The following is a 25930-nucleotide window of genomic DNA, read 5'->3' as shown; positions in this document are numbered from 1 at the left end:
GTAAAACTAGTAAAAAAGTATTTTTTATAGGCTAAATTCAGTGCATAACTTTAACATTTCAGGCTTGCAGCCCTCTGCTGCAGAGCTAAAACCTGCATCGTTATATGCAATTTTAGCCCCTTTAGACAATTTTGCTACTGAACTAGCATTACATGCAATTAATAAGACCTCAACCTCTGATATTTATATTGTTTCTTCTCAGATAGAAATATTTTTTGAAGGTCCTTTTAGCGGTGCTTTAAATCAGGCATATGACCACCATAAAGTGCATCCGTTTAGGTTTTCTGCAGATACGCGCGACTGGCCAAAGCAACAAATAATTAACAGTACTTTTAAAGAGCTAAATGCTTATAAACACCTAAATAAAGCATTAGTTATTGTTCACTTTAGTACGACTGATTTAGCCTCATTAAATGAAAAACAACTGATTCAAAGTCTTCAGGCCTATAAAAAATTTAGTACACAATCAGAGGCGACCGTTTTATTTTTAGTTTCAGGCCCTGAGGTGACTAACTATCGCTTTTTATTAAGGCGGTTAAATTCGGACCTTGACGGGCTAGTATATGTCGAGAATGATTCAACAGTGCGCGTGCTAGAGTACGATTATTGGCACCACAGTACAGGTGTCATAGCTTCTGTGCAGTATCCGTTAATGATTGAAAGTGACTGTTTTAAAGTACAGCAAGATAGCATTACTGAAAAACAAGTCTCAACATCGAGTGTATTTGCAGATGAAGATGACGTATGGATTGTGCAAGGAGCTATTCCTGAAGGGACCAAGCTTCCTGCAAAATATAAAATAATAAAAGACAACAATGCGCTTTTTTCAAAAGGCCCTAAATTAGAGGCGGCAACATTGGTGTTTGCAGTCTCGCGTTATACTGATATAGCTCAGCTTGCTAAACAATGTTTTGAGCTGAGGAAAAACTGTGGTCGCTGGCTTAAATTGGTGATTCAAAACGTTGATGGCGTGATCCGCCATCAAGATGAATGCTTATTTTTGACCTTAGGTGTTAATCTTATTTTGTATAGTTTTTCAGAGCCTTCTAGGTTGCTCTCACAAGTACAGTCAATTCAAGGGTTTCAATTTTCAAGACCATTACCGCCTTCTATTGAACATGTACTTCAGTTTACTGAAAATACTTTTTCTAAAGGCTACCTACCATTTATGGACTTTACCAAACAGGTAGAAGTTCATAGTGACTCTGCTGTAAATTTAGGGGTGAGCGGCGTGTTGGTTAAACTTGAGCTTTTACCCCGGATTGACCCCATCCACCCTTTGCATTTATTTCATATCAAACGTGAAGGTGATGTATTTAGCTTGGTAGAAAATACGGTGTATTTGTATTTACATGCGTGTCGCGAAAATGATGTAAACAATGCAATAAAGCACTTGTTTAAATTGGAAACAAACGACTTTTTTGCGCAGCAAAATATTATTTCCGATCATTTTTATATTCAGCAAGAATGTAAGCAGCTTAGGCGTTATTATGCGGGCCAAGATATAACCGATTACTCTGCCCAATTAACAGAGAATGACAGCTATAAATTTTCGCACAAAATAGATGCAAGTGTTGCAGCTGATTTAGAAACACCCGAGTTTACTAAAAACGAACGCGCAGATGCCGTGCCGTTCAAAATGGCTATAAAGGGTAACGTATGAGTATTAATCAATTATTGATTACAGCAATTTTAGCGATGCTAGTTGGCGTATTTTTATGTATGTCGGGGTCGTTGATACTGAAAAAAATAAAAAAATATTATGCTCAGCTTACGTTTAAACATGAAGTACTCGAACCTTACAAACCTAATAGAATAAAGAAGGGTAAATAGTGAAATTATCAGGCTTAGGGGTGTGGAACCTCTATTTTTTAGTTAAGTTTGCACTTTTTTATTATGGTGTAATCGACTTTGGCTTATTGGCAAATGCAGCACTGGCTGCTTTTTTTGCTATTTCTTACACACGCCCTTTATTAAATAAAGCCAAGCATTGGTTAGGCGCGGTAATGGCCATTGTTTTACTTTATAAAGATTCGTGGTTGCCGCCAATAGACCGTTTAACTCGCCAAGCTGGTAACGTACAAGACTTTAGCTTTGGCTATTTTTTAGAGCTCATGGCGCGTGTTATTAATGTTGATATGCTATTAGCATTGTTTGTTATTACTGTGTGCTTTTGGTATTGCTCACAGTGGATACGCTTTACCACAGTAACTATTGTTGGGCTTATGTTTGTAGCGTGGCAGGGCACAAACAATGAGGATAATTTAATTACACAGCCAGTGGCGGCTAATAATGTACAAACAGCGACGCCTCGTTTACAAGCACAGGTGGTAACGCAAGAAGCAAAATCGCCTGATCAGCAATTAAAAGAGTTTTATCAGCAGCAAAGTTTGTTAGCAAGCCAATTCCCTCAGCAATATAATGGCGAATTATTTGATGTCATTGTGTTAAATATATGCTCGATGGCTGTGGCTGATTTAGAGACCATAGGTGTTAGCCTTGATGATTTATACAGCGATTTTGATGTAGTGTTTTCTGATTTTAATTCGGCTACTTCTTACTCTGGACCTGCTGCAATTCGCCTGCTACGAGCAAGTTGTGGTCAAACAAGTCAAACAGCTTTATTTGAAAATGCGCCTGAACAGTGCCACTTGTTTAAGAATTTAGAAAACATAGGTTACAAAAGTAGTGTGGTTATGAATCACGACGGCCACTTCGATGAGTTCAAAGGTTTGGTGAAAAGGTTTGGCAAAATAGATGAGCCGCCTTACGATATAACTAACTTACCTGTAGCTCAATATGGCTTTGACGATAAACCTATTTATTCAGATGGTGCGGTGCTTAACGCTTGGCTAAATGAAAAAGGTGAAGACTGTGCGCCATGCGCTATGTATTATAATACAACTAGTTTACATGATGGCAATCAATTAGCGAATCAGCCCCGCATGAGTAGCCTTGAAAGCTACCCGATTAGACATAAAAACTTATTTAACGACATTAACGGGTTTATTAAAAACTTAGAAAAACGTGGCCGTAATGTCATGCTGATGATAGTACCTGAACACGGCGCGGCATTAAAAGGTGATAAAGTACAATTTGCAGGGCTGCGTGAGATACCAAGCCCAAGTATTGTATCTGTTCCGGTGGCGATTAAGTTTATTGGTAAAAATGTACAAAGCTATTCACAAACGCTTGTAAGCGAATCAACAAGTTACTTTGGTTTATCGGAGCTAATTAGTGGCGTGCTTAGCACAAACTTTTTTGCAGGTAACGGCAATATTGCCGACTTAGTTGATTCGCTGCCTCGTGCACCTAAAGTCGCTGAAAACGCCGATACAATAATGATGTATGTTAATAAACGCCCTTATATTCAATTAGATGGCGGAGACTGGACCCCATACCCGCAAAACTAATAGCATATAGGTATTCCCCCTTTTTAAAACGCAGCTAACACGCTGCGTTTTTTGTTTTAAGCCACTCGTTATTACAGTTTGATGTTCATAGACATGAATTTACAGCTATATAAACGATGATTTGTCCAAATTTGTTTACAATTTACTGTATTGAATAACGGAGTTAGCGTATTATTCGGCTAATATAGTTTTTCCTTATTCGAGGATGTATGCGTCTAGATATTCATTGTGCCGACCGCGTAGGTATAGCCCAAGAGATCCTAAATATTTTAGTTAACTACGATGTTGACCTAAAGGGGATTGAGGTTGATTCTGTAAATTGCCGTATGTATGTAAGCTTTCCTGAAATTGAATTTGAGCAGTTTCAAAAGATTATGCCTTCTATTCGTTTGATTGATGGCGTACATGATGTTCGCACAACCGCTTTTTTACCCTCTGAGCGAGAGCATAACGAATTAAATACACTGCTGCGTGCACTTCCCGATGGCGTTATCTCGATTGACGCAAAAGGGTGGGTACGTTTGTGTAACGACGCCGCCTGTAAAGACCTACAATTGAGCGAAAAAGAAGTGGTAGGGGCCAATATTAATAACCTACTAAAAGGGTTTAACTTTACGCGTTGGTTAGAAGGCAAAGAAGTACTTGGACAAACAACCCGCGTAGATGTTGCCGGTGAAGATTTTATAGCCGATATTTTACCGATTGCCGTCCCGCAAGGGGGTGAAGGTGACGTGTTAGCTGGTGCGGTTATAAATATAAAATCGCAAAGCCGTCTTGGTCAGCAGGTCAGTGCCTTTAGGCGTTATGGACAAGAAAGCTTTGCAACTATTCATAACTTTAGTACTGCTATGCGCCGTGTAGTGCGCGAAGCACGAAAAATGTCACAGCTAGAAGCCCCCATTTTAATAACCGGAGAAACTGGCACAGGTAAAGAGCTCCTTGCCCGTGCGTGCCACTATGCCTCTAATCGTTCGGTTAAGCCGTTTATTGCACTTTCGTGCGCATCTTTGCCTGATGATGTGGCTGAATCTGAACTATTTGGTTACGCCGGATATGAAGAAAACACCGCACCTAAACGCGGGGTACTAGAGCAAGCAGATGGCGGTACTGTGTTTTTAGATGAAGTAGGCGAAATGTCTACACAGCTACAAACAAAGCTGCTGCGCTTTTTGCAAGACGGTACATTCAGAAAAGTAGGCGACGAGAACGAAGTAAAAGTAAACGTGCGTATTATTGCAGCCACACAAAAAGATTTACCGGCTATGGTGCAAGAGGGCGTATTTAGAGAAGACTTATACTATCGAATTAATGTACTCACATTAGAGATTGCACCACTGAGAGATCGTAAAGCGGATGTAGGTCCATTAGCTGAGCACTTTATTCAAAAGTACGCACAGCAAAACGGCCATGCAATTCCGCTTTTATCGCAAGAGTGCCTGCGCTTTTTACAAGAGTACCCGTGGCCAGGTAATGTGCGTCAGCTAGAAAATGCAATTTATCGGGCGGTGTCGTTACTTGATGATAGTGAGCTACGCGTAGAGCATTTACAATTGCCTACCTTTACCCCTGATTTAGGTTATTTAGAGTCAGACTTTGAAGGGTCGTTAGATCAAGCTGTAAAACGTTTTGAAGCAACCTTGCTACGTAAATTGTATCCGGCTTACCCAAGCTCAAGACAATTAGCTAAGCGTTTAGGGCTAAGTCATACCGCAGTGGCAAATAAACTACGAGATTACGGTATTAATCGCAAAACGGTTAAAGTTTAATAGCCGATTTAATGGGCGCTAGGGCGTGTTGTTCTTTGATGGTTGAACAAATTTCAATCCGCAAAGGTCAACAGGCCCTAGTTTTTAGTGCCCATGTTTTTAGTAACCCCATCAATGGCAATTGTTTCTATGCCATTTTCATCAAAATTAATCACTATGCTTGCGTTATTACGCGTAAAAAAGTAACTGCGGCCATTGAGCTCAATCACGTAATTGCCTTTTACAGGGTCTTTAAACTGCTGCTTTTTTAAAGAGACAGTGTGTTTGCCAATTTGCCAGTCAAACGCTTCAATAAAGCCATTGTTAAACTCTTGTACCCACACTTGGCTATCGTCTTTAGCCAAAGTAATTGCTACCGAGTATGAGTTAGGTAATTGCGACATATCGTAGCTTTTACTACCTATTGAAAATTTACCAAGTTGCTGTTGCCATGCAAAGCCAAAATTAAATGTTTTTTCTACACCCGTTGGGTACGTCACTGTGCCTGGGCCTTTAATAGTAAAATCGGCCAGTGCGCAGGTGCTAATGCATAATAAACTGATGGTAAAAAGTGTCGCTAATTTATATTTCATACTATGGCTTTTTTATATTTATAATTTGAGATTAAAACAGAACATTCGCCTTAACAAGTGGCTATGTTACACTGAGTTAACTTTATACTGGTAAGACCTTATCGTGAACTTATATATTAGACTTCTTTTATTATTTTTTAAAATTAAGCGCAACCGTGACTATCAACAGTTACTTGATACGGTAGATATTGATTATAAAGCGCTGCCAACAGACTGCGATATAAACCTGCACCTAACAAACTCGCGTTATTTGGCTATGATGGACTTGTCGCGAACCTGGATGATTGAGCGAATTGGCCTATTAAAACAAGTAATGAAACGCCGTTGGTTCCCTATTGTTAATGCCACAGCCATCACTTATATTCGCGATATTAAACCTATGCAGCGTTATACCATTAGTACCAAGCTGGTGGGGTGGGATCACAAGTATTTTTATATTGAACAAAAGTTTCATTCTGCCCGTGGCCTGCACGCTATAGCGTATGTGCGCGGTGTGTTTAAAAACAAAAAAGGCATTATAACTATTGAAGAAATGCTTGAAGTAGCGGGCTTTGATGGTGTAGCGCCTATTTTACCCGCTGAAATTATGCACTGGAAAGAAATGCTTGAGCAAAAAAAGGTGAACAACCTTCCTAAATAATTTTCATAAAATAAGGCCTTTCGGCCTTAAACACATAGAACATGGGCGCTATAAGCTTAATTAAAAGCGGTATTTTACGCCAAACATAGCAACGACTGGGTCAAGCTCAACGGTTGATGTAAGTGCTTTTGCACCGTTTGCATACACTGTGGCGTCGGTATCTATATCAATCAGTGATACCATGGCATGTAACCCCCAGTTGTGGTCTATTTTATAGTTAGCGCCCACTTGTGCGATAAAGCCAAACGAATCATCTAGCTTTACTTCAACATCATCAGTGCCTAGGGTTGCTTTTAGCGCTTGTGAAGGCTGCTCGTCAAAAAAGGTGGTGTAATTAAGCCCTACACCAATAAACGGGCGTAGTGCGTAACTTGTATCTAAAAAGTGGTATTGCGCAACCAATGATGGCGGAAGCTGTTTGATGTCGGCAATTTTATTACCAGCTAACCCACCTGCGCCATTTACATCGTGTGAAAACGGCGTAGCGGCAATAAGCTCTACCACCCACTTATCGTTAAATGCATAGTCGATTGTAATACCCAGCTGCGTATCAGAGTCGCCTTTTAGACCCAGTGTTGGCGCTTCGTTAATTGTCGAGCTGCTGTTATCTGGATTTACATTAATAGCGCCAACATTAACGCTTAGGTTAGCGTGTGCCGCAGGGGTGATAGCAAGTAAAGAGGTAAGTAATGCAATGCTGATTTGGGTTTTCATGTTGTGCTCCAATAACTACTTTTTGATTGACGTTATTATTACAACCTCCGAGCGTTAAAAACCTGTTCTAGATCAAAGTTTCAAAAATGTTTGAAGTGTATGAATCACTTTATTGATTTAGATTAAAGTTGCTGTAAAAAGTATTTTAATTAATTGACACAGGTAGGTATTTAACGGTCATCGCACTGTATTATCTTTGCCATTATTTGGTCATATTGTCGCGCTCTAATAACCTATCTTGTGGTTATTGAGTGTGTTGTTATGTCTTTTGCAAAAGTATCGCAAAACAGTGTAAGTAAGCCTTTAAGCGCGGTGGTAAAAAATACACAAACGCTTATAAGATTTGAGTCTGTAACGCCTAGCCAAGGCGGTGCCATAGATTGGCTTAGTAATGAGTTAACTGTGCTTGGTTTTAATTGTGAGCAGTTTATTTGTGAAGGTGTTACTAATTTAATTGCCTACGTAAATTTTGAGCAAGAAGGGCCATGTGTTGCGTTTTCTGGGCATATTGATGTTGTACCTGCAGAGTCCGGCAACTGGTTAAGCCCACCTTTTGCCGGCAATATTATTAATAATGCCGTGTATGGTCGCGGCGCTGCTGATATGAAGGGCGGCGTGGCGGCTATGCTTGGTGCTACTAAGGCACTATTAAACAATACAAAAAATAAAAAAGGGCGTTTTTACTGGCTTATCACCTCTGATGAGGAAGGGGAGGCGGAATTTGGCTCAGAGGAAATAGCCGCGCGCCTTGCAAAAAATAATATACAACTTGATGGCTGTATTGTTGGTGAACCGACAAGCTCTACACACGTAGGCGATACAATTAAAAATGGTCGTCGAGGCGCTATTTCTTCTCGAATAAAAGTACACGGCAAGGCCGGGCATGTTGCTTACCCGCAGAACACTATAAATGCGGCGCATATTGCGGGTAATATTGTAAATTGTTTAAGTAATTTGACATGGCCTGAAGATGAGCCAAGCTCTAAAACCACCTTGCAAGTGACCGGCATTAATATAAACAATGTTATTGATAATTTAGTCCCTAGTGAATGCGAAATTACCTTTAATGTGCGCTATAGCCATGGTTATACAAGCAGTACAATAAAGCACTGTATATCAACAGCACTGAGTGAATACGCCCAGCACCTTGAGATGGAATGGGAACGAGCGTGTGAGCCCTATTATACAGCACCAACAAACGGGTGGAGTTTATTGCAGCAATTAGAGCACACCATTTATGCGCAAACAGGGAATTACCCCATGTTAAGTACCAGTGGCGGTACTTCGGATGGGCGATTTTTTGCAAACCAGCATACCCAAGTTATTGAGTGTGGCGTTAAAAACAGTACTATTCACCAGGTAAATGAGCATGTCCCGGTTGATGATTTACTTAAAATTGAGGCCATTTACACAGACTTGTTAGCGCGAATTTTTAGCCATAAATAGGTGTAAACACGCCTTATAAAAATAAACAGCGAGGATCACCTCGCTGTTTGACTAACCTAAATAGCGCTTAGCTTTATTTTCTTTTACGTTTTGTAAGTCTACTAGTACTAACCCATCAATACAGTTGTTAAAGTCGGGGTCGATACTAAAGCTTAAAAATTTTACACCGCCAGGCTTACACAGCTCGGTATATTGCTTAAATAGCGTAGGAACGTGTGCCCCCATATTGGCCAGTACATGTTTTAATTCTACAAAGTCTTCTTTTACATCGTTGCCGCTAAAAACAGTTTTACACTGAGTAAGTTGTTGCTCGCTTAATTTAAACTCGTTATTAGGGGTGGCAAGGTGTTGCTCTGATTTGTAATAGTGTTGATAGTAATATACGAGCATGGCTTTAGCTTGTTCTGGTAAAGCATTAGAGACGCTCACTGCGCCGAATAAGTAACGATATTGCGGGTAGTTTTTAATAAATGCGCCAATACCGTACCATAAGTAGTCTAAGCTTTTACGTCCCCAATACTTAGGTTGCACAAAGCTGCGGCCAAGTTCTATACCTTGCTCTAAATAGGGTTTCATTGCTTGTGTGTAACTAAATAAACTATCGGTGTATAAGCCTTCTCGGCCATGTTTATCTATTATTTCCTTTGCGCAAGCTAGGCGATATGCCCCCACCAACTCTAACTGCGTGGGATCCCATAGCACTAAGTGTTGGTAATCCATATCATATTTGTCGATGTCGCGGCGTTTTCCGCTGCCTTCACCTACCGCTCTAAAGGCGATTTCTCTGAGTCTCCCAAGCTCTCTAAACACCGGTGAGCTCCCCGTGTATTGATATAAATGAATATGCATGCCATCGTGTGTTTTACCTAATAATTGGCAACTCTCTATGGCTTTTTTTAGCTCTTTTCGACACTCAGGAATAGCAATAGGGGTTTGAGTTTTAAGGGGGAGAGGCTTTTTAGTGGTAAGGCGATAAAGTTGTTTACGAATGAGGTTTACGATTTCTTTATCTTTTAAATTTTCGATTAAATATGACTCGGGTGGAATGGAAGCGCCAATTTCAAACTCTAATGACTTTTGACGCTGCTTAAACATTTCTTTTACTAATAATAAGCTCGCAAGCGGTTTATAAATCATTGATGTACCATAAAAAAGCGGGCTGTTTTTGGCTTTTATATAAATAGGTAAAATAGGGCTGTTTGCTTTTTTAGCCATGCGTAAAAAGCCACTGTTCCACTTGCAATCTTTAATTCCGGTAGGGCTTAATCGAGATACTTCACCAGCAGGAAAAATTAACAAAGCACCTTCATTTTTTAAGTGTTTTTGAATATTGCTTAATTCTTGTTTTTTACTGGTACCTGATAAGTTATCTACTGGCAACAGCAATGAATGCATAGGGGTAACCGACATTAGCATTCGATTGGCAACCACTTTTAAATCTTGCCTAACGCTGGATAGTACTTTTATCAGCGCGAGTGCGTCGAGCGACCCAATGGGGTGGTTAGCTACAATAACTAACTTACCTTCGCTGGGTATATTTTCAATTTGCTTTGGTTTGTAGCGGGTATCAAAGTCAAGCTCATCAAGCACTTGCTCAACAAACTCTAGCCCTTGTAAATGGGGGTAAGCATCGCCAAAGGCGACAAATTCTTGTTCATGTAATAAGTAGCCAAGCCCTTTTTTAACTAAACCTTTTACTTTAGGGGAGTTCTCTAATTGTGGTAAGTTTGCTGCTATTACTTTATCAACGCTTATCATATTAACCTCGTTTACAATTTGGCCTATTCGCCTTGCTGTTTAGAGTAAAAAAAGGGTGTGACATTTACTTTGCAGTTGTGTGACTTTTTAAAGAGTAAATAATCAGCAGTAAATTTACTCAATGATGAAGGTAAAAATATTAAAGTTTATAAGGAGTTTACATGTCGGTTTTAGTTGCCATTTCAGGGCGCGATAATACAAAACTAATAGCAAGGCTAACTGAATTGTTACCTAATGAAACTATTGAGCAATGGCCATCGTGTAAAAACCCCAGTGCTGTAGAGTTTGTACTGGCTTGGAATGCCCCGAATGACCTATGGCAACGATTGCCTAATTTAAAAGCCGTTTCTTCATTTGGCGCGGGTGTAGACAGTATTAATATGTCGCTATTGCATGAGCATGTAGATGTGGTGCGTATTGTTGATGAGCAACTAGCCGAGGACATGGCAGAATATGTATTAACTCATGTGTTAGCTCAAAAGCTGCGCTTAAAAGAATACTTTGTTAAACAATCACAAAGTAACTGGAAGCCTAAACGCGCCTATAAATATAAACATGTGGGTATTTTAGGTTTTGGTGAATTAGGAAAAGCATGCGCAGATAAGTTACGCATTAATGGCTTTACGCTAAGTGCATGGTCTAAAACGCCTAAAAAAAGTGAGCAGGTCAAGCTATACACCGAATTACAAGGGCTTGATGAAATGCTGCCCAAAATAGATTTTTTAGTGTGTTTATTGCCACTTACTGAGGCAACTAAAGGAATTATCAACGCACAATTATTAGCAAAGCTCCCTAAGCATGCTTGCGTAATAAATGTAGCAAGGGGTGAGCATGTTATAGAGCCAGATCTATTATCAGCGCTAGATTCAGATAATTTAAGATCGGCAACCCTTGATGTATTCACCGAAGAGCCATTACCAGGCTCTCACCCATTTTGGCAGCACCCAAAAGTGACTATTACTCCACATTGCGCAGCAATATCAGACTTAAATAGTGTTACAGAGCAAATAGCAGAAAATGTTAATCGCTTAAATAGCGGGCTTGAGCTAAACAATCGAGTTAATAGAACAAAAGGTTATTAATAGATAGCCAAACAGTTTAAAAAACAGCTTGTTAACATTTGTAATTTTAATTAATGTAAGGGCTAAACCTATAATAAAAATAATAAGAGTAACGTATGAAATCGAGTCAAGGTGGCGTAAAACTAAGCTTAGTTGTGGTTTCTATTATTGTATTGGGTGTATCGGCATGGTTTAACCAAGCGAGTGCAGATCAAATACCGCAAAGTAAAAACCAAAGTGAGCAAACAACGCAAACCGATTAGAAGTCAATTTTAGAAATTAAGCATGTAACTTACGGCTTAGCTTTAATTATAACTACTCGGCTTATAAAGCTAGTAAAGTAGCGTTTAGCGTTCTTCTACTAGCTTAAAATATCTCGCTACAAGTTATCCATCCCTAAATGAACCCTAAACCCCAAAGGGGCAGAGTAAGTGCCACTTTATTTGTTAAAAGTGAGGCATTAGTTTTGCACTAAAAGCGCTTAGCGTGTATCTCTCTGTTTTCATGTTTTTTCTCATCACTTTTTTTAAGCAACACATACGTTGCGCCGCTGCCACCATGATGCTTAAGGGCCGTATGATACGCCAATACCGCAGGTAGAGCCTGTAGCCACTTATTAACGTAGCTTTTAAGTATACCTGGCTTAGCTTTATTTTTTATACCAATGCCATGGCGTACTAGTACAACGCGTATGTTTCGCTGGTGGCAATCAGTAATAAAGTTAAATAATGTTGTGCGTGCGTTTTTAAGTAATTGGCCATGCAAATCTAATGTGGCATCAACTTGGTATTTAGCTAAGCGTAAGTTTTTAAATACAGCGCTTTGTACGCCGTCTTTTTTAAAACTGAGTAATGCATGCGGGTCTAAAAGTTCTACATGCTCAGTTTGTAAGTAATTTTCATCATTCGTAAGGCTAAGCTCAGCAGCTTTGCGTTTTTCTTGCTGGGCAAGGGTGGCACTAGGGTTACTTGCAAGAGGAGTTACAGTATCGTGGTTTATAGGTTTTACATCTTCCATAGAAGATAAAAATAAATCGAAATCAGATAAAGACATAGTAAGACCTAAATGAGGATTAATACGAGATAAATTTTATCTTAGTTCAATCTGTTCCCCAAGCCTTTTAATTTTTAAATAAAAAAGCCCAGCAAGGCTTGGCTATAAAATATTCTAAGGAGAAATGTTAACTCTGCGTTACATTAAATTGTCCAAACGTATACACTTTGAACAAGTAAAATGTATTGATCAACACTAAACTCATATTTGAAACAACACTCGACGACATTAAATCCAAGCTAAAAGACAAAAATAACAGTCCACATGCACTAATTGCTGCAACACGCAGTATTGTTATGTGGTTAATAAAGAATGCACCTAAACCTAGTGCAAGTAATACAGTGTTTAAAAGCCAATCTAGCTCGTTTAGCATGGTCGTTTCAATAGTTCAGTTGTTGAAAAAAGGAGCGCCATTATGTTGATCTTTTGCACACCTTTCAACCAAGTAATTTTAAATTTTCAGATTAGTTTTTTTAATGCTAAATGTAGCTGGTTAGGGCTGCAAAAAAGCCATTATTTTTTATTAGTTGATACTTTTGACAGCTTTGCGGCGCCTTTAAATCTGCGCATAAATAAAGGGCGTTACGCTTCTCGTCTAGCTGCGGGTGTAAGTTTGAGTCAAGTAATGTACGGCCATGGCCAAAAACTCCAGGCCAATAAATACTTTCACTCACTAACCCTAATTTTTTATAGGTGAGTAAAGTTGGTTTTGGAAAAATAATGGCTACCGCAAAAATTACAGCCAGCGTAATAAGTAACCATTTTTTAGACTTTACAGGCAGCTCTGCAGGGGTAGATGTTGTTGGCTTAGTTGAAGGTTGCGGTGCTGTTTGCGGCCTATTGCGGGGCTTTTTTACTGGTGCTTTTCTTTTTTGTGGTGTTTTACCAAGCAATGATTGTTTTTTTGTGTTGTTTGACATAAAGCAAATCTGGCCTTTTTAGCGTAGGTCTCTATAATAAAATGATTAAATATCTAGTTATATAATAACTTATACAATGCTTTTAGCCTACGAGGAACATACATGGATACGCAGCTATCGATTTTAATAGTAGATGATGTTAGCACAGTGCGTAGTTTTTTGAGCCAAACGCTCATGCACTTAGGAATAGAAAACGTTAAAGAGGCTTCAACGGCTAAACAATGTATTAGCGAATGCCAAGCAGCTAATTACAATATGATCTTTTTAGATATTGAGCTGCCTGACGGTGATGGTAAAGAGTTAATCGCACAAATTAATGATATTAGCCCTGAAACCAATGTGGTAATGGTGTCGGCTCATTCAGCTGTTGAAAATGTTAAAGAAGCCATAGATAAAGGCGCTAAGGGATTTGTGGTTAAGCCATTTACCCCTAAAAAAATAGCTGCGATGTTGAAAAAGTTTTACCCAGATTTAGAAAGCGTTTAACCATAGATATTTAATACCGATCCACAATTAAATTTAATCGTTTTTAGGGGCTAAACGTGTCGCTATCTGCGTTAAGAAATTCTCATTTACGACTGCATGGATGCAGAGTAATGCAGAAACAATTGCAGAGAACAACTAAACAGCGAATTTTTTACCTTGATACCAACACGCTTTTTCAACCTGAAAATAGCTCACTTAATTATGCGGATTGGTATAATCCGCTAAATCTTATGGGATTATGCGGATTACTAACACTAAAAAGTATTAATACTAAATTTTAAATATAAAAAAACCGGCCTAAGCCGGTTTTTTAATCATAAAACAAATTATAGCGCTTTAATTTTAGCTGCTAAACGGCTCTTATGACGAGCTGCTTTGTTTTTATGAATTAGACCCTTAGTTGCGTAACGGTCTAGGATAGGTGTAGCAACAGAGAAAGCTTGCTGTGCAGCTTCTTTATCGCCAGCTTCAATAGCAGCGGTTACTTTTTTGAAGTAAGTACGCATCATTGAACGACGGCTTGCGTTGTGCTGACGGTTTTTTTCGCTAGTGATAGCGCGTTTTTTTGCAGACTTGATGTTAGCCAAGGTTTGCTCCTAACAATCTTAAATAAAGCTTAAATTAAAGGCCGTGGAATATGCCTGTTTTTATCATGAATGTCAATGTAATTTTAACAATTCAAGAAAAACTGCTCCTTATAACGAACATCAATTTGCCGCTTTAGCAGTTAATATCGCTATTGTAACAAAGCACAGACGCCCAGCCTAGTGCTTTAAAGCGATTTATAAAAAAGACTGTGGCATAATCGCGTTAACTAAAGGTTTTTAAGTAGGTTTAAGGTGTCAAAAGGATTATTTCGCTCCGGTATGATTGTAAGTTGTATGACAATGATATCGCGTATTTTAGGGTTAGTACGAGATGCCGTCGTTGCAAACTTATTAGGCGCAAGTGCTGCTGCCGATGTTTTTTTATTTGCTAACCGTATTCCCAATTTTTTACGCCGACTATTTGCAGAGGGGGCCTTCGCTCAGGCATTTGTACCTGTACTTAGCGAAATTAAAGAGCACCATGGCGATGATAAGGTTAAGCTATTTGTAGCACAGGCTGCCGGCACGCTGGGCACAATTTTACTTTGTGTGACTATTTTTGGCGTTATTGCCTCGCCTGTTATTGCCGCGTTATTTGGTACTGGCTGGTTTATAGATTGGTGGCATGGCGGCCCAAATGCAGAAAAGTTTGTACTGGCAAGCTCGTTATTAAAGTTAACTTTTCCGTATTTGCTATTTGTTAGTTTGGTGGCACTTAGTGGTGCGGTAATGAATGTGTATAACCGTTTCGCAGTGGCTGCTTTTACGCCCGTATTACTTAATGTTTCAATTATTACTTGCGCTATTTTATTGCATGACCAATTTAGCGTAGGGGCGTATGCGTTAGCCATTGGTGTATTTGTGGGCGGTGTAGTGCAATTGTTGTTTCAGTTACCATTTTTATACCGAGCAAAAATGTTGGCACGTCCTCGCTGGGCGTGGCAAGACGACAACGTTAAAAAAGTGCGTAAGCTTATGCTACCGGCATTATTTGGTGTTTCAATAAGCCAAATTAACCTCCTGCTCGATACCATGATTGCCTCGCTATTAATGACGGGCTCTATCGCATGGCTTTATTATTCAGATAGGTTAATTGAGTTTCCACTAGGTTTATTTGGAATTGGTATTGCCACTGTTATTTTACCCGCACTTTCTAAATTACATAGCAGTAAAAAGCTCAGTGATTTTCAAGATACGTTAGATTGGGGTGTGCGTTTTGTCATTTTTTTAGGCATACCCGCCATGGTCGGCTTAATGATTATAAGCCCGCTTATCATTACTGTACTGTTTGACCACGGTGCATTTAAAGACGCTGATGTTGATCATGTCAAAGCGGTAAGCTTAGGGGTAGTTGCCTACTCGGTAGGGTTAGTTAGCTTTATGCTTATTAAAGTATTAGCGCCGGGTTTTTACTCGCGCCAAGATACCAAAACACCTGTGCGCATTGGTATTATTACGCTGGTGCTTAATATGGTATTTAATATCATGTTAGCCCCGTTTATAGGATATTTAGGGCTTGCTTTAGCAACGTCTATGTCGGCCAGCTGCAACGCTTTTTTACTTTACAGGCAACTTAAAAAAGAAAATGTGTATCAGTTTTCTGCTATGAGCCTACGCTTTACCATAAAATGCATAGTGGCAAGCTTGGTAATGGGCGCGCTAACTTGGTACATCAGCAGCCGTTATTATTGGGCTACATGGCATTTTTCTGAGCAAGTAATGTTGTTAATTGTATTGCTAGTAATTGCTGCAATAAGTTACTTTGCGGTGCTGTTTTTACTCGGTGTAAGACTAAATACGATAAAAAGTGTAGCAACTACTGAATCAAATTAAAAAAAAGATTATAATCGGCAGCCCTGTGGTTTTGAACGATTTTAAAGTCGTTAATAATACTCGCTGAAAAAGGCATTAGGTGGCATGGAGTTAATTAGAGGTATACACAATATTCGAGCGCAACATTATGGTTGTGTGTTGACTATTGGTAATTTTGACGGTGTGCATTTAGGCCATAGCGAAGTGTTAAAAGGGCTGTTAGCTGATGCTAAAGCACATAGCTTACCCAGCACTGTAATGTTGTTTGAGCCGCAGCCGCAAGAGTTTTTTGCTAAAAACAATGCGCCAGCAAGGCTTACTCGGTTACGCGATAAACTTAAGTTACTGAGCAACTTAGGTATTGAACGAGTTATTTGTATTAGCTTTAACCAACAATTTGCCAATATGCACGCTGAGCAATTTGTTAGCGATATTTTAATTAAAAAGCTAGGCGTTAAAGCACTCACAGTAGGTGATGATTTTAAATTTGGTAAACAGCGCCAAGGGAATTTTAATTTACTGCGCAGTATGGGCAAACAAGCGGGCATGGATGTAAAAAGCACCGCGAGTTTTCGCCAATTAAATGCTAGAGTAAGCAGCACACTAATACGTGAAGCATTAGCCGCAGGCGACTTAGAAAATGCAAAGTTAATGCTTGGGCATAATTATGCGATTTCAGGGCGTGTAATACATGGTTGGAAAAGAGGGCGAGAGCTTGGTTTTCGAACTGCAAATATAGCGCTTAAACGCCAAGTTTGCCCTGTAAATGGGGTGTTTGCAGTAAAAGCAAATATTGCCGGAAAACAGGTTTATGGGGTAGCCAATATTGGTAATAAACCCACTTTTAATGGAACGCGTGCTTTGTTAGAAGTTCATCTTTTTGACTTTGCACACGATATATATGGACAGTTTATGCATGTGGAGTTAATAAAAAAACTTCGCAATGAGAAAAAATTCGAGACATTAACACAGTTAACGGCACAAATAGCAACCGACGTTGCCGCCGCAAAACAGTGTTTTGGTTTAAATTAGGTAGCCGATAGATACGGAAAGTAGGATTAATGAGCGACTACAAACATACTTTGAATTTACCGGAAACGCAGTTTCCAATGCGTGGCAATTTGGCACAACGTGAACCAAAAATGCTTAAAGCATGGTATGAAGACGACCTGTACGGTCAAATTCGCAGCGCTAAAAAAGGTAAAAAAACCTTTATTTTGCATGACGGCCCTCCGTATGCAAACGGCGATATCCATTTAGGCCACTCAGTAAATAAAATTTTAAAAGACATTATTGTTAAGTCTAAAACTTTATCTGACTTTGATGCACCTTATGTACCTGGTTGGGACTGTCATGGTTTGCCAATTGAGTTAATGGTTGAGAAAAAAGTAGGCAAGCCAGGCGTTAAAGTAACCGCGAGCGAGTTTCGTGAAAAATGCCGTGCTTACGCTAAAAAGCAAGTTGAAGGTCAAAAAGTAGACTTTAAACGTTTAGGTGTGTTTGGCGATTGGGACAAACCTTACTTAACAATGAACTATGACTTTGAAGCAAACGCTATTCGCGTGCTTGGTCGTATTATTAAAAATGGCCACCTTCATAAAGGTGCTAAGCCTGTGCATTGGTGTACAGACTGTGGTTCTGCATTAGCAGAAGCTGAAGTAGAATACCAAGATAAGCAATCACCAGCGATTGACGTACGTTTTACATTTGCCGATCAAGATGCGGTTGTTAATGCCTTTGATTTAGCCGATGGTCATGAAGGGCAAGGCAGTGTAGGTACTGTTATTTGGACTACAACACCGTGGACCTTACCCGCTAACCGTGCCGTAGCTGTGCATGCAGATTTAGAGTACGCCTTAGTACAAGTAGATGATGAAGGCTCACAGCAACGTTTAATTTTAGGCTCAGAGCTTGTTAAAGATGCAATGGACCGTTATGGCTTTAATCATTTCCACGTACTAGGTTATGTTAAAGGTGCAGCACTTGAAAACTTACAGGTTGCTCACCCATTTTACGATTTTGATGTACCGGTAATTGTAGCAGACCACGTTACTACTGACTCAGGTACGGGTGTGGTACATACCGCGCCAGGCCATGGTCAAGAAGATTTCGCGGCAGGCTTAAATTACAACCTTGAAGTAGCAAACCCTGTAGGTGCTAATGGTGTTTATTTACCAGACACAGAGTTATTTGCTGGTCAGCATGTATTTAAAGCAAATGCCAGTGTAATTGACGTACTAACAGAGCGCGGTGCTTTAATGCATCATCATGCGCTTACGCATAGCTACCCGCATTGTTGGCGCCACAAAACGCCTATTATTTTCCGTGCTACACCGCAGTGGTTTGTAAGCATGGATCAGGCTAACTTACGTCAAGACTCGTTAAGCGAAATTAAAAACACGCAATGGTTGCCAGAGTGGGGCGAAAGCCGCATTGCAAACATGGTTGAAGGTCGCCCAGATTGGTGTATTTCACGCCAACGTACTTGGGGTGTGCCAATTGCTTTATTTGTTGATAAAGACACCGGTGCTTTACACCCAAATACGCAAGCGCTTATTGAGCAAGCTGCAGAACTAGTAGAAAAATCAGGCATTCAAGCTTGGTATGACCTAGAGCCAGCAACCTTGTTAGGCGAAGAAGATGCCAAGCAATACATGAAAGTACAAGATACGTTAGATGTATGGTTTGATTCGGGCGTAACACATGCATGTGTTGTTGATGCACGTGAAGAGTTAGTTGGCCCAGCCGATTTATACCTAGAGGGTTCTGATCAGCACCGTGGTTGGTTTATGTCATCAATGATGACCTCAGTTGCGATTAACGGTCACGCACCTTACAAGCAGGTACTAACGCATGGCTTTACCGTAGATGAAAACGGCCGCAAAATGTCAAAGTCGTTAGGCAACGTTATTTCACCACAAAACGTGATGAATAAACTTGGCGCTGACATTTTACGTTTATGGGTAGCCTCTACCGATTACACCGCCGAAATGACGGTATCGGATGAAATATTTAAACGCTCTGCAGACCGCTACCGCCGTATTCGTAACACCAGCCGTTACTTATTAGCTAACCTAAGTGGTTTTGATCCAAAAACAGATCAAGTTGCTGTTGATGATATGGTTGAGCTGGATAAGTGGATTGTTGGCCGTGCAGCCCAATTACAAGAAGAAATTTTAGCAGCCTACGATAGCTACCAAATGCTATTAGTTACGCAAAAGCTAATGAACTTCTGTACAGGTGAGCTTGGTTCGTTCTACTTAGATGTAATTAAAGACCGTCAGTACACAGCGAAAAGCGACAGTCATGCACGTCGTTCTTGTCAAACTGCGCTTTACCATATTGCTGAAGCAATGACGCGTTGGATGGCACCAATTATGAGCTTTACAGCGCAAGAAATCTGGGAAGCATTACCGGGTGAGCGTAGCGACTACGTATTTACATCAGTATGGTACGACGGTCTACACGCACCGACAAACAGCCAATTTAGCAACGATGACTGGCAAGCGATTCTAAATGTACGTGACGAAGTAAACCGCGTACTAGAAGCAGCCCGTAAAGAAGAAGTTATTGGCGCAACGCTGCAAGCGAGCGTTAACTTATACGCCGAAAAAGCACTGGCTGATAAGTTAGCAGCATTAGGTGATGAGCTACGTTTTGTATTACTAACGTCTGCGGTGAATGTATCTGCAGTAGATAGCCAGCCAAGTGATACGCAAACAACCGAAATTGAAGGTTTATACATTAGCGTAGCAGCCACAGATGCAACTAAATGTGAGCGTTGTTGGCATTACAGTGATGATGTAGGTTCAGAACCTGCTCACCCTGAAATTTGTGGTCGTTGTGTAAGCAATGTTGACGGCGAAGGTGAAAAGCGTCAATTCGCTTAGGAGTTTTACTCAGTGAGCAAACTAGCCCAAAAAAGTGGTTTAGTGTGGCTTTGGTTAAGTCTATTACTGCTTGTAATAGACTTTGCCACTAAAACACTTGTTGTAAATACCATGGCTTATCAAGAATCGATTAATTTACTACCTGTTTTTAGTATTACCTACGTACATAACTATGGAGCGGCCTACAGCTTTTTAAGTGAAGCAGGTGGTTGGCAGCGTTGGTTTTTAAGCTTTATTGCCATTGCTATTAGTGCGCTACTGGTGTGGTGGTTAAAGCGTTTACCAGCGACTAATAAAATATTATGTAGTGCTTATGCGTTAGTGCTTGCTGGCGCTATTGGTAATTTATATGATCGTGTTGCTTATGGTTATGTAATTGACTTTATACATGTGTTTTATAAAAACTCGCATTTCCCAGTATTTAATATTGCCGACTGTGCAATTTGTATTGGTGCCGCATTATTATTATTTGATGCCTTTACAGGCGAAAGTCCGAAGGAGCATAAAGCATGAGCCAAGCTGTAATTGGTGAAAACTCAGAGGTTATTTTTCACTTTTCTATTAAACTAGAAGATGGCTCTGCCGCAGACTCAACTAAGGTGCATAATAAACCGGCCAAGCTAACGATGGGTGATGGCAGCTTAACGGCTAATTTTGAAAAGTGCTTACTAGGTTTAAGTGCAGGCGAAAGCAAAACGTTTGAGCTTGAGCCAGAGGACGCCTTTGGCCAACCTAATCCAGATAATATTTACTATGTAGAACGCAGTAAATTTGGTGCAGAAACACCTGCTAAAGTCGGCGCTATTATTGCCTTTACTCAGCCAGATGGTACTGAGCTGCCAGGACTGGTTCGTGAAGTGCAAGGTGAGTCGGTTACTATAGATTTTAATCATCCGTTAGCAGGGCAACGTTTAACGTTTGAAGTAGACATTATTGAGGTGCAAGGCTAATGGATATTTTATTAGCGAACCCACGAGGCTTTTGTGCAGGGGTAGATCGTGCAATTAGCATAGTAGAGCGCGCTTTAGATATTTTTGAAAAGCCAATTTACGTACGCCACGAGGTCGTTCATAACCGCTACGTAGTAGATGGTTTAAAAAACCGTGGTGCCGTATTTGTTGAAGAGCTAGACCAAGTACCTGATGACAGCATTGTTATTTTTAGCGCCCACGGAGTATCGCAAGCAGTTCGCTCAGAAGCTAAACGCCGCGATTTAAAAGTATTTGATGCAACATGCCCATTAGTTACTAAAGTGCATATGGAAGTAACGCGTGCGAGCCGTAAAGGTATTGAGTGTATTTTAATTGGTCACCATGGTCACCCAGAAGTAGAGGGTACTATGGGGCAGTATGATAATAACGACGGTGGTATTTACCTTGTAGAAACCGCTGAAGATGTTGCCAAACTTAACGTTAAAAATGCTGATAACCTATTTTATTGTAGCCAAACTACGCTTTCGGTAGATGACACTGCAGATGTAATTGATGCGTTGCGCGAAAAATTCCCCGCAATTGATGGCCCGCGCAAAGATGATATTTGTTATGCCACACAAAACCGCCAAGATGCTGTGCGTGATTTAGCAGACAAAGTAGATGTGCTATTAGTTGTGGGGGCAAAAAACAGCTCTAACTCTAACCGTTTACGTGAACTTGCAGATAAAATGGGCACTACGGCTTATTTAATTGATGATGCAACTGATGTGCAAGAGCAATGGGTTTGTGAGTCTAAGTCTGTTGGTGTTACGGCTGGTGCCTCTGCGCCAGAAGTGCTTGTACAACAAGTTATTGCACGTTTAAAAGAGCTAGGTGGCAAGCAGGTAGTAGAAAACCCAGGTGAAGAAGAGAATATCGTATTTGCCGTTCCTGTTGAGCTGCGTTAATCTATATAAATTAATTATTTAGATTACAAGGAGAGCCGTTATGAGCAAGTTGCCGCAAGGTGAAACATTGCTTTTTTCGGCTCTTTTTAATGAGCGAGGGGTACTTGCCTCGCTTATTGTTACCCAAGTTGTTGCTACTATTTTAGCGTTTGCTCCTTTTGTTGAAGGGGATAGCTGGCAAAGCCTTGGCGTAATTAGTTTATTTTCTCATATGACCGTTTTGGTCAGTATTTCTGTTTTATACTCTTTTCGGCGTGTTTTACAAAAAAAGTCGCAAACCACCCAACTTTTTGCTTTTTTTATTTCCTTTTTAGTCAGTACCGCTTTATTTAGTGTACTGTGTGCCCGCTACTTTTTAGATATTGCAAATAATGAAACGAGCATTTATTTTGTACTACGAAACTGCTTAATTGTTTTTTTGATTACGGCTTTATTTGTACAGTTTTTACTGATTTATTTCGAAAAAGAGCAGCAAACAAAAGCGCTCTCTCGCGCGGAGCTTGATGCTTTGCAAGCCAGAATTCGCCCTCATTTTTTGTACAATAGCCTTAATACTGCTGCCGAGCTAACACACCACGATGCCGATGCTGCAGAGCAAGCAATACTTGCGCTTGCGGCGTTGTCGCAAGCGGCTATGCGCTCGGGGCAGCGCGTTTCACTTGAAGATGAGCTGACCTTATCAAAACAATATGTTGCGCTTGAAACATGGCGTTTTGGCAACCGCTTAAAGGTTAACTGGCATGTACCTGCTGATTTACCTGACCTTGATATACCGTGCTTAACCCTTCAGCCGTTAATAGAAAATGCGGTATGCCATGGTGTAGAGCCCAGTGAAACAGGGGCCGTTATTCGTGTTGAGCTACATGTAACAACAGGGTATTTAACATTAATTGTTTCTAACCCAATCACTCACAATGAAGCGTTAAAAAGACCAAATAACGGTATGGCTCTCGAAAATATTCGTCAGCGATTGTTTATCTATTACAAAGAAAAAGCACAACTAACGATCACACAAAAAGAGGATGTATTTAGAGTAAAAGTGGTGATCCCTAAGCAGTTTGAGAACCCCCAATGAATGTTGTAATTATTGATGATGAACCGCTAGCTCGCGCTAGAATAAAGCGGCTACTGCAGCACAACGAGCATATTTTAGTTAAAGGCGAAGGTGATAACGGCGCGCAGGGGCTTGCTATTATTAAGCAGGTTCAACCCGATTTGGTGTTTTTAGATATAGATATGCCGGGTATTAATGGCCTAGAAGTAGCACAGAAACTAAATACGCTAAGTGTGCCACCGGCAATAATATTTGTAACCGCTTACCCCGAGCATGCACTTGATGCGCTACAGCTCAGTGCCGCAGGGTACTTAGTAAAACCAGTTACTGAACAGGCATTAAATAAAGTGTTAGGGCAAGTAGGGCGCTTAAATAAAGCGCATATGCAAAAGCAGCAATCTACAAAAATTAGTTATCAGCTTGGTGGTACAATGAAAAGTATTGAACTTGATCAAGTGTATTACTTTAATGCCCAAGAAAAATACACCAATATGGTATTTCAAGGGGGCGAGGCCCTGATTGAGCAAAGTTTAAAGCAGCTTGAGCAACGCTATCCAACATTATTGTTACGCATTCACAGAAATACCCTTATAAACAAACAAAAGCTTGTTGCGCTGCATACCCAAAGCTCAGGTGTACATAGTGTAGAACTAGCTGGGTGTAAGGAGCAATTAAGCGTGAGTAGGCGAGAGCTAAAAACAGTAAAAAATATTCTACAGTAACTTTGTTTACCGTTTATCAACAAATTTAACCGCTTGTCCTAGTATTTATTGCATAACCACTTTCAATGCATAAACTTATAATTAGATAAAATTTATTTGGTTTTACTATGCATTCACCTCACAAAAAACCTCAAAAAGGCTTTACCTTAATTGAAGTGCTGATTGCGTTTATTATTTTAAGCTTTGGCTTATTAGGCGCTGTTGCACTGCAAGCAAAAGCTAAACAGGCAAGCTTTGACTCTATGCAGCGCGCAGCAGCAGTAGCGTTAGGAAATGATATTATTCAGCGTATTAGAGCAAATGATACCGCGCAGCTCGTTGCTTTATATAAGCAAACCTTCACAAGTAAAACATCAACGACTACCTCTACGACTTGTTTTAGTGGGTCATGTACTGCTGCGCAAGTTGCAGCTCTTGATTTACAGCAATGGAAACGCGCTATTCGTGCGCGCGAAAACACAGGCTCATTGGATGATGCCACTGTATGTATAAATCCTACAGCCGCAGCAGGTACGGGCGGGCGTGGGTTTAATATTGAAGTCATAGTGTCTTGGCAAGGCCGCCAAGAGTTTAATGCTAATGATGAAACCAAAGCACTTAAATGCGGTACTGATGACAAAAAACGCCGTTTGGTTGCATTAAATAGCTATATATACCTAAGGAGCTAAGATGAGACAAAAAGGTTTTACACTAATCGAAATGATGATTTCATTATTTATTGGTGGGCTTATTTTAGGCGGGGTGATGTTTACCTATATTGGCATGAAAGTAACCACAAAAGACACAATGACAATAGGCGAGCTACAAGAGTCTGGCCGCTTAGCCATTAATATAATGCAGCGTGATATTGAGCAAGTGGGCTTTTGGGGCACTTACTACGATGATTCATTTACTGCAGCAAACACACAAACGTTGGCTAACCCCGGGGGGGATTGCTTTGAAGGGCTTAATAACGGTAGCTTCCCAGATTTAGCATCCGCTAGTAATTTCAGAACTATTTATGCAAAAGAAGCCAGTTCAACAAGCGAGCTTAACTGCATAAGTAAGCCCATAGCAGGAACTGATATTTTACAAATTAAGTTTTTACAAGGCGAGCAGCTAACTGTAGATGGCACTACGAACGAAACACAAGCAGGTGAAAACTATTTTATAGCTGAGCAAGAAAGCGCTGAGTTTGCTCGAGGCGTTGTAGGTGCAGGTAGTTTAAACGTAAATGCCACAGTGTGGCCTTATAGTCACCATGTTTATTACCTCGCAGAGCAAACTTATACGGTAAACAATAAAAGCCTTAAAGTACCAGCATTAATGCGTAAACGCTTAAATGGCGCCAATATGAAAGCCGAAACAATTATGGAGGGCGTTGAAAACATGCGCTTTGTTTTTGGTTTAGATACAGACAGTGATAGCCGTGTTGATTCGTACCGAAGTATTGACGACATGCAGCACTTTGATTGGGAAAACCGAAAAAGCATCTTAACAGTGCAAGTTTTTTTATTAGTAAGAGCACTGCAGCCAGATCCAGGTCTTAAAATAAAAAATCAAACCTATATTTTAGGTGAAGATGAAGACGCTCGAGAGCTTACTTTTAACGACTCTTACAGAAGAACAGTATTTACCACCACCATTCGTTTAAATAACGTGGGAGCAAATTTATGGCGTATCTAAGTCAACACGCAAATAAACAACAAGGTGTAGTGCTTATTACAGCCCTCATTATGGTTATTGCAGTAACGGGTATTGCCGTTACATTAATGAGCAGTAGTAGCGTTGACATAAAAATTACCAATGCAGCCCAAGAGCGCGAAGTGGCTGAAAATGAGCTTATTGGTGAAGTACAGCGTATGATTTCTGATGAAGCAAGCAAAGGCGCTGCTAATCAGTTTTTTTTAACGCCAGATGAAGTATCAAGCCATGCAGGCGCAGACGATGAGGGAATGGTCATCGCCGCGCATGACGATATGCAAAGTAAAATGGTAAACCTAAATCAGGGGGCACTTGATTTAGAGTGTCCCCGCAGATTTAATTTTACTGCGGGTATATCGTGCAACATGTTGCAAGTTTCTACCACTATTAAATACGGCTCTAAAGCAAAACACGAACTTACAATTGTAACCGGTGTTGCTCAAGAAATGGCCAGTATAAGTAAGGGGATTTAAA

26 protein-coding genes are annotated in these 25930 nt (G+C 40.2%); 19 read left to right on the top strand and 7 right to left on the bottom strand.

Annotated elements, in window-relative coordinates; translation table 11 throughout:
• Positions 1-40: 40 nt before the first annotated feature.
• The 3 genes from bcsE to tyrR all read left to right on the top strand — a co-directional run bounded on the left by bcsE (position 41) and on the right by tyrR (position 5179).
• Complete coding sequence (bcsE, locus tag QUE46_RS11840) at positions 41-1663, top strand: cellulose biosynthesis protein BcsE (protein WP_286244918.1); 1623 nt, start codon at positions 41-43, stop codon at positions 1661-1663.
• A gap of 169 nt (positions 1664-1832) precedes the next feature.
• A complete protein-coding gene (gene bcsG, locus QUE46_RS11835; protein ID WP_286244917.1) occupies positions 1833-3413 on the top strand; it encodes a cellulose biosynthesis protein BcsG in 1581 nt (526 codons plus the stop codon).
• A 209-nt stretch (positions 3414-3622) separates the two neighbouring features.
• The gene (tyrR, locus tag QUE46_RS11830; RefSeq protein WP_286244916.1) at positions 3623-5179 is read left to right on the top strand and encodes a transcriptional regulator TyrR; all 1557 of its coding nucleotides are present in this window, start codon (positions 3623-3625) and stop codon (positions 5177-5179) included.
• A gap of 77 nt (positions 5180-5256) precedes the next feature.
• Here the strand turns inward: tyrR and QUE46_RS11825 are convergent, their stop codons facing one another.
• Positions 5257-5751 (bottom strand): hypothetical protein, encoded by a 495-nt coding sequence (locus tag QUE46_RS11825; protein ID WP_286244915.1) that lies wholly within the window; start codon positions 5749-5751, stop codon positions 5257-5259.
• Positions 5752-5854: 103 nt separating this feature from the next.
• On the opposite strand from QUE46_RS11825, the gene QUE46_RS11820 reads away from it, so the two are divergent.
• Positions 5855-6391: a thioesterase family protein gene (locus QUE46_RS11820; protein ID WP_286244914.1), complete on the top strand. Its 537-nt coding sequence runs from the start codon at positions 5855-5857 to the stop codon at positions 6389-6391.
• A 60-nt stretch (positions 6392-6451) separates the two neighbouring features.
• Here the strand turns inward: QUE46_RS11820 and QUE46_RS11815 are convergent, their stop codons facing one another.
• On the bottom strand, positions 6452-7105 hold the full coding sequence (locus QUE46_RS11815; RefSeq protein WP_286244913.1) for an OmpW family protein: 654 nt from the start codon (positions 7103-7105) through the stop codon (positions 6452-6454).
• A gap of 261 nt (positions 7106-7366) precedes the next feature.
• Here QUE46_RS11815 and dapE point away from each other — a divergent pair, with 261 nt between their 5' ends.
• Positions 7367-8551 carry a succinyl-diaminopimelate desuccinylase gene (dapE, locus tag QUE46_RS11810; RefSeq protein WP_286244912.1) on the top strand — a complete coding sequence of 395 codons (1185 nt, stop codon included), beginning with the start codon at positions 7367-7369 and terminating at the stop codon, positions 8549-8551.
• A 51-nt stretch (positions 8552-8602) separates the two neighbouring features.
• On the opposite strand, the gene QUE46_RS11805 is transcribed toward dapE, so the two are convergent.
• Positions 8603-10309 carry a lysophospholipid acyltransferase family protein gene (locus QUE46_RS11805; protein WP_273609780.1) on the bottom strand — a complete coding sequence of 569 codons (1707 nt, stop codon included), beginning with the start codon at positions 10307-10309 and terminating at the stop codon, positions 8603-8605.
• 161 nt (positions 10310-10470) lie between these two features.
• Here QUE46_RS11805 and QUE46_RS11800 point away from each other — a divergent pair, with 161 nt between their 5' ends.
• Complete coding sequence (locus tag QUE46_RS11800; protein WP_286244911.1) at positions 10471-11391, top strand: glyoxylate/hydroxypyruvate reductase A; 921 nt, start codon at positions 10471-10473, stop codon at positions 11389-11391.
• A gap of 95 nt (positions 11392-11486) precedes the next feature.
• Positions 11487-11633 (top strand): hypothetical protein, encoded by a 147-nt coding sequence (locus QUE46_RS11795; protein ID WP_273609778.1) that lies wholly within the window; start codon positions 11487-11489, stop codon positions 11631-11633.
• Between the two features lie 208 nt (positions 11634-11841).
• On the opposite strand, the gene smrA is transcribed toward QUE46_RS11795, so the two are convergent.
• The 3 genes from smrA to QUE46_RS11780 all read right to left on the bottom strand — a co-directional run bounded on the left by smrA (position 11842) and on the right by QUE46_RS11780 (position 13343).
• Positions 11842-12423: a DNA endonuclease SmrA gene (gene smrA, locus QUE46_RS11790; RefSeq protein ID WP_273609777.1), complete on the bottom strand. Its 582-nt coding sequence runs from the start codon at positions 12421-12423 to the stop codon at positions 11842-11844.
• A 127-nt stretch (positions 12424-12550) separates the two neighbouring features.
• On the bottom strand, positions 12551-12796 hold the full coding sequence (locus QUE46_RS11785; RefSeq protein ID WP_286244910.1) for a hypothetical protein: 246 nt from the start codon (positions 12794-12796) through the stop codon (positions 12551-12553).
• Between the two features lie 106 nt (positions 12797-12902).
• Positions 12903-13343 carry a hypothetical protein gene (locus QUE46_RS11780; RefSeq protein WP_273609775.1) on the bottom strand — a complete coding sequence of 147 codons (441 nt, stop codon included), beginning with the start codon at positions 13341-13343 and terminating at the stop codon, positions 12903-12905.
• 102 nt (positions 13344-13445) lie between these two features.
• Here QUE46_RS11780 and QUE46_RS11775 point away from each other — a divergent pair, with 102 nt between their 5' ends.
• Positions 13446-13829, top strand: coding sequence for a response regulator (locus QUE46_RS11775; protein WP_273609774.1), 384 nt, complete (start codon positions 13446-13448; stop codon positions 13827-13829).
• Between the two features lie 326 nt (positions 13830-14155).
• Here QUE46_RS11775 and rpsT read toward each other — a convergent pair whose 3' ends face one another.
• A complete protein-coding gene (gene rpsT / locus QUE46_RS11770; protein WP_004588355.1) occupies positions 14156-14416 on the bottom strand; it encodes a 30S ribosomal protein S20 in 261 nt (86 codons plus the stop codon).
• A 294-nt stretch (positions 14417-14710) separates the two neighbouring features.
• Between rpsT and murJ the strand changes: the two genes are divergently transcribed.
• From murJ to QUE46_RS11715, 11 genes are all read left to right on the top strand, one after another.
• On the top strand, positions 14711-16249 hold the full coding sequence (murJ, locus tag QUE46_RS11765; protein WP_374761383.1) for a murein biosynthesis integral membrane protein MurJ: 1539 nt from the start codon (positions 14711-14713) through the stop codon (positions 16247-16249).
• Positions 16250-16333: 84 nt separating this feature from the next.
• A complete protein-coding gene (gene ribF / locus QUE46_RS11760; RefSeq protein ID WP_273609772.1) occupies positions 16334-17260 on the top strand; it encodes a bifunctional riboflavin kinase/FAD synthetase in 927 nt (308 codons plus the stop codon).
• Positions 17261-17289: 29 nt separating this feature from the next.
• Complete coding sequence (gene ileS, locus QUE46_RS11755; RefSeq protein WP_286244908.1) at positions 17290-20118, top strand: isoleucine--tRNA ligase; 2829 nt, start codon at positions 17290-17292, stop codon at positions 20116-20118.
• Between the two features lie 12 nt (positions 20119-20130).
• Positions 20131-20631, top strand: coding sequence for a signal peptidase II (lspA, locus tag QUE46_RS11750; protein ID WP_004588359.1), 501 nt, complete (start codon positions 20131-20133; stop codon positions 20629-20631).
• Entirely contained in the window at positions 20628-21068 is a 441-nt protein-coding gene (gene fkpB, locus QUE46_RS11745; RefSeq protein WP_004588360.1) for an FKBP-type peptidyl-prolyl cis-trans isomerase, read from the top strand. The genes lspA and fkpB overlap by 4 nt, the downstream gene beginning before the upstream one ends.
• Entirely contained in the window at positions 21068-21997 is a 930-nt protein-coding gene (ispH, locus tag QUE46_RS11740) for a 4-hydroxy-3-methylbut-2-enyl diphosphate reductase (protein ID WP_273609770.1), read from the top strand. Before fkpB ends, ispH begins: the two co-directional genes overlap by 1 nt.
• Before the next feature lie 40 nt (positions 21998-22037).
• Complete coding sequence (locus QUE46_RS11735; protein ID WP_273609769.1) at positions 22038-23072, top strand: sensor histidine kinase; 1035 nt, start codon at positions 22038-22040, stop codon at positions 23070-23072.
• Complete coding sequence (locus QUE46_RS11730) at positions 23069-23773, top strand: LytTR family DNA-binding domain-containing protein (protein ID WP_273609768.1); 705 nt, start codon at positions 23069-23071, stop codon at positions 23771-23773. Before QUE46_RS11735 ends, QUE46_RS11730 begins: the two co-directional genes overlap by 4 nt.
• Before the next feature lie 107 nt (positions 23774-23880).
• Positions 23881-24441 (top strand): type IV pilus modification protein PilV, encoded by a 561-nt coding sequence (gene pilV, locus QUE46_RS11725; protein WP_286244907.1) that lies wholly within the window; start codon positions 23881-23883, stop codon positions 24439-24441.
• A 1-nt stretch (position 24442) separates the two neighbouring features.
• Positions 24443-25438 carry a PilW family protein gene (locus QUE46_RS11720; RefSeq protein WP_273609766.1) on the top strand — a complete coding sequence of 332 codons (996 nt, stop codon included), beginning with the start codon at positions 24443-24445 and terminating at the stop codon, positions 25436-25438.
• On the top strand, positions 25426-25929 hold the full coding sequence (locus tag QUE46_RS11715; RefSeq protein WP_273609765.1) for a pilus assembly protein PilX: 504 nt from the start codon (positions 25426-25428) through the stop codon (positions 25927-25929). The genes QUE46_RS11720 and QUE46_RS11715 overlap by 13 nt, the downstream gene beginning before the upstream one ends.
• The last annotated feature ends 1 nt before the right edge of the window (position 25930 follow it).

The sequence above is a fragment of the Pseudoalteromonas sp. MM1 genome (genome assembly GCF_030296835.1).
In the GTDB taxonomy this organism is placed as follows: Bacteria; Pseudomonadota; Gammaproteobacteria; order Enterobacterales; family Alteromonadaceae; genus Pseudoalteromonas.
The sequence above is the reverse complement of the archived record's forward strand: the minus strand, read 5'-3'. Positions and strand labels throughout refer to the sequence as shown.

Excerpts from the sequence above, each read along its gene's own strand:
- tyrR (WP_286244916.1), top strand. The coding sequence starts at position 3,623 with ATGCGTCTAGATATTCATTGTGCCGACCGCGTAGGTATAGCCCAAGAG.
- QUE46_RS11825 (WP_286244915.1), bottom strand. The coding sequence starts at position 5,751 with ATGAAATATAAATTAGCGACACTTTTTACCATCAGTTTATTATGCATT.
- QUE46_RS11815 (WP_286244913.1), bottom strand. The coding sequence starts at position 7,105 with ATGAAAACCCAAATCAGCATTGCATTACTTACCTCTTTACTTGCTATC.
- dapE (WP_286244912.1), top strand. The coding sequence starts at position 7,367 with ATGTCTTTTGCAAAAGTATCGCAAAACAGTGTAAGTAAGCCTTTAAGC.
- QUE46_RS11805 (WP_273609780.1), bottom strand. The coding sequence starts at position 10,309 with ATGATAAGCGTTGATAAAGTAATAGCAGCAAACTTACCACAATTAGAG.
- QUE46_RS11800 (WP_286244911.1), top strand. The coding sequence starts at position 10,471 with ATGTCGGTTTTAGTTGCCATTTCAGGGCGCGATAATACAAAACTAATA.
- QUE46_RS11795 (WP_273609778.1), top strand. The coding sequence starts at position 11,487 with ATGAAATCGAGTCAAGGTGGCGTAAAACTAAGCTTAGTTGTGGTTTCT.
- smrA (WP_273609777.1), bottom strand. The coding sequence starts at position 12,423 with ATGTCTTTATCTGATTTCGATTTATTTTTATCTTCTATGGAAGATGTA.
- QUE46_RS11785 (WP_286244910.1), bottom strand. The coding sequence starts at position 12,796 with ATGCTAAACGAGCTAGATTGGCTTTTAAACACTGTATTACTTGCACTA.
- QUE46_RS11780 (WP_273609775.1), bottom strand. The coding sequence starts at position 13,343 with ATGTCAAACAACACAAAAAAACAATCATTGCTTGGTAAAACACCACAA.
- QUE46_RS11775 (WP_273609774.1), top strand. The coding sequence starts at position 13,446 with ATGGATACGCAGCTATCGATTTTAATAGTAGATGATGTTAGCACAGTG.
- murJ (WP_374761383.1), top strand. The coding sequence starts at position 14,711 with ATGACAATGATATCGCGTATTTTAGGGTTAGTACGAGATGCCGTCGTT.
- ribF (WP_273609772.1), top strand. The coding sequence starts at position 16,334 with ATGGAGTTAATTAGAGGTATACACAATATTCGAGCGCAACATTATGGT.
- ileS (WP_286244908.1), top strand. The coding sequence starts at position 17,290 with ATGAGCGACTACAAACATACTTTGAATTTACCGGAAACGCAGTTTCCA.
- fkpB (WP_004588360.1), top strand. The coding sequence starts at position 20,628 with ATGAGCCAAGCTGTAATTGGTGAAAACTCAGAGGTTATTTTTCACTTT.
- ispH (WP_273609770.1), top strand. The coding sequence starts at position 21,068 with ATGGATATTTTATTAGCGAACCCACGAGGCTTTTGTGCAGGGGTAGAT.
- QUE46_RS11735 (WP_273609769.1), top strand. The coding sequence starts at position 22,038 with ATGAGCAAGTTGCCGCAAGGTGAAACATTGCTTTTTTCGGCTCTTTTT.
- QUE46_RS11730 (WP_273609768.1), top strand. The coding sequence starts at position 23,069 with ATGAATGTTGTAATTATTGATGATGAACCGCTAGCTCGCGCTAGAATA.
- pilV (WP_286244907.1), top strand. The coding sequence starts at position 23,881 with ATGCATTCACCTCACAAAAAACCTCAAAAAGGCTTTACCTTAATTGAA.
- QUE46_RS11720 (WP_273609766.1), top strand. The coding sequence starts at position 24,443 with ATGAGACAAAAAGGTTTTACACTAATCGAAATGATGATTTCATTATTT.
- QUE46_RS11715 (WP_273609765.1), top strand. The coding sequence starts at position 25,426 with ATGGCGTATCTAAGTCAACACGCAAATAAACAACAAGGTGTAGTGCTT.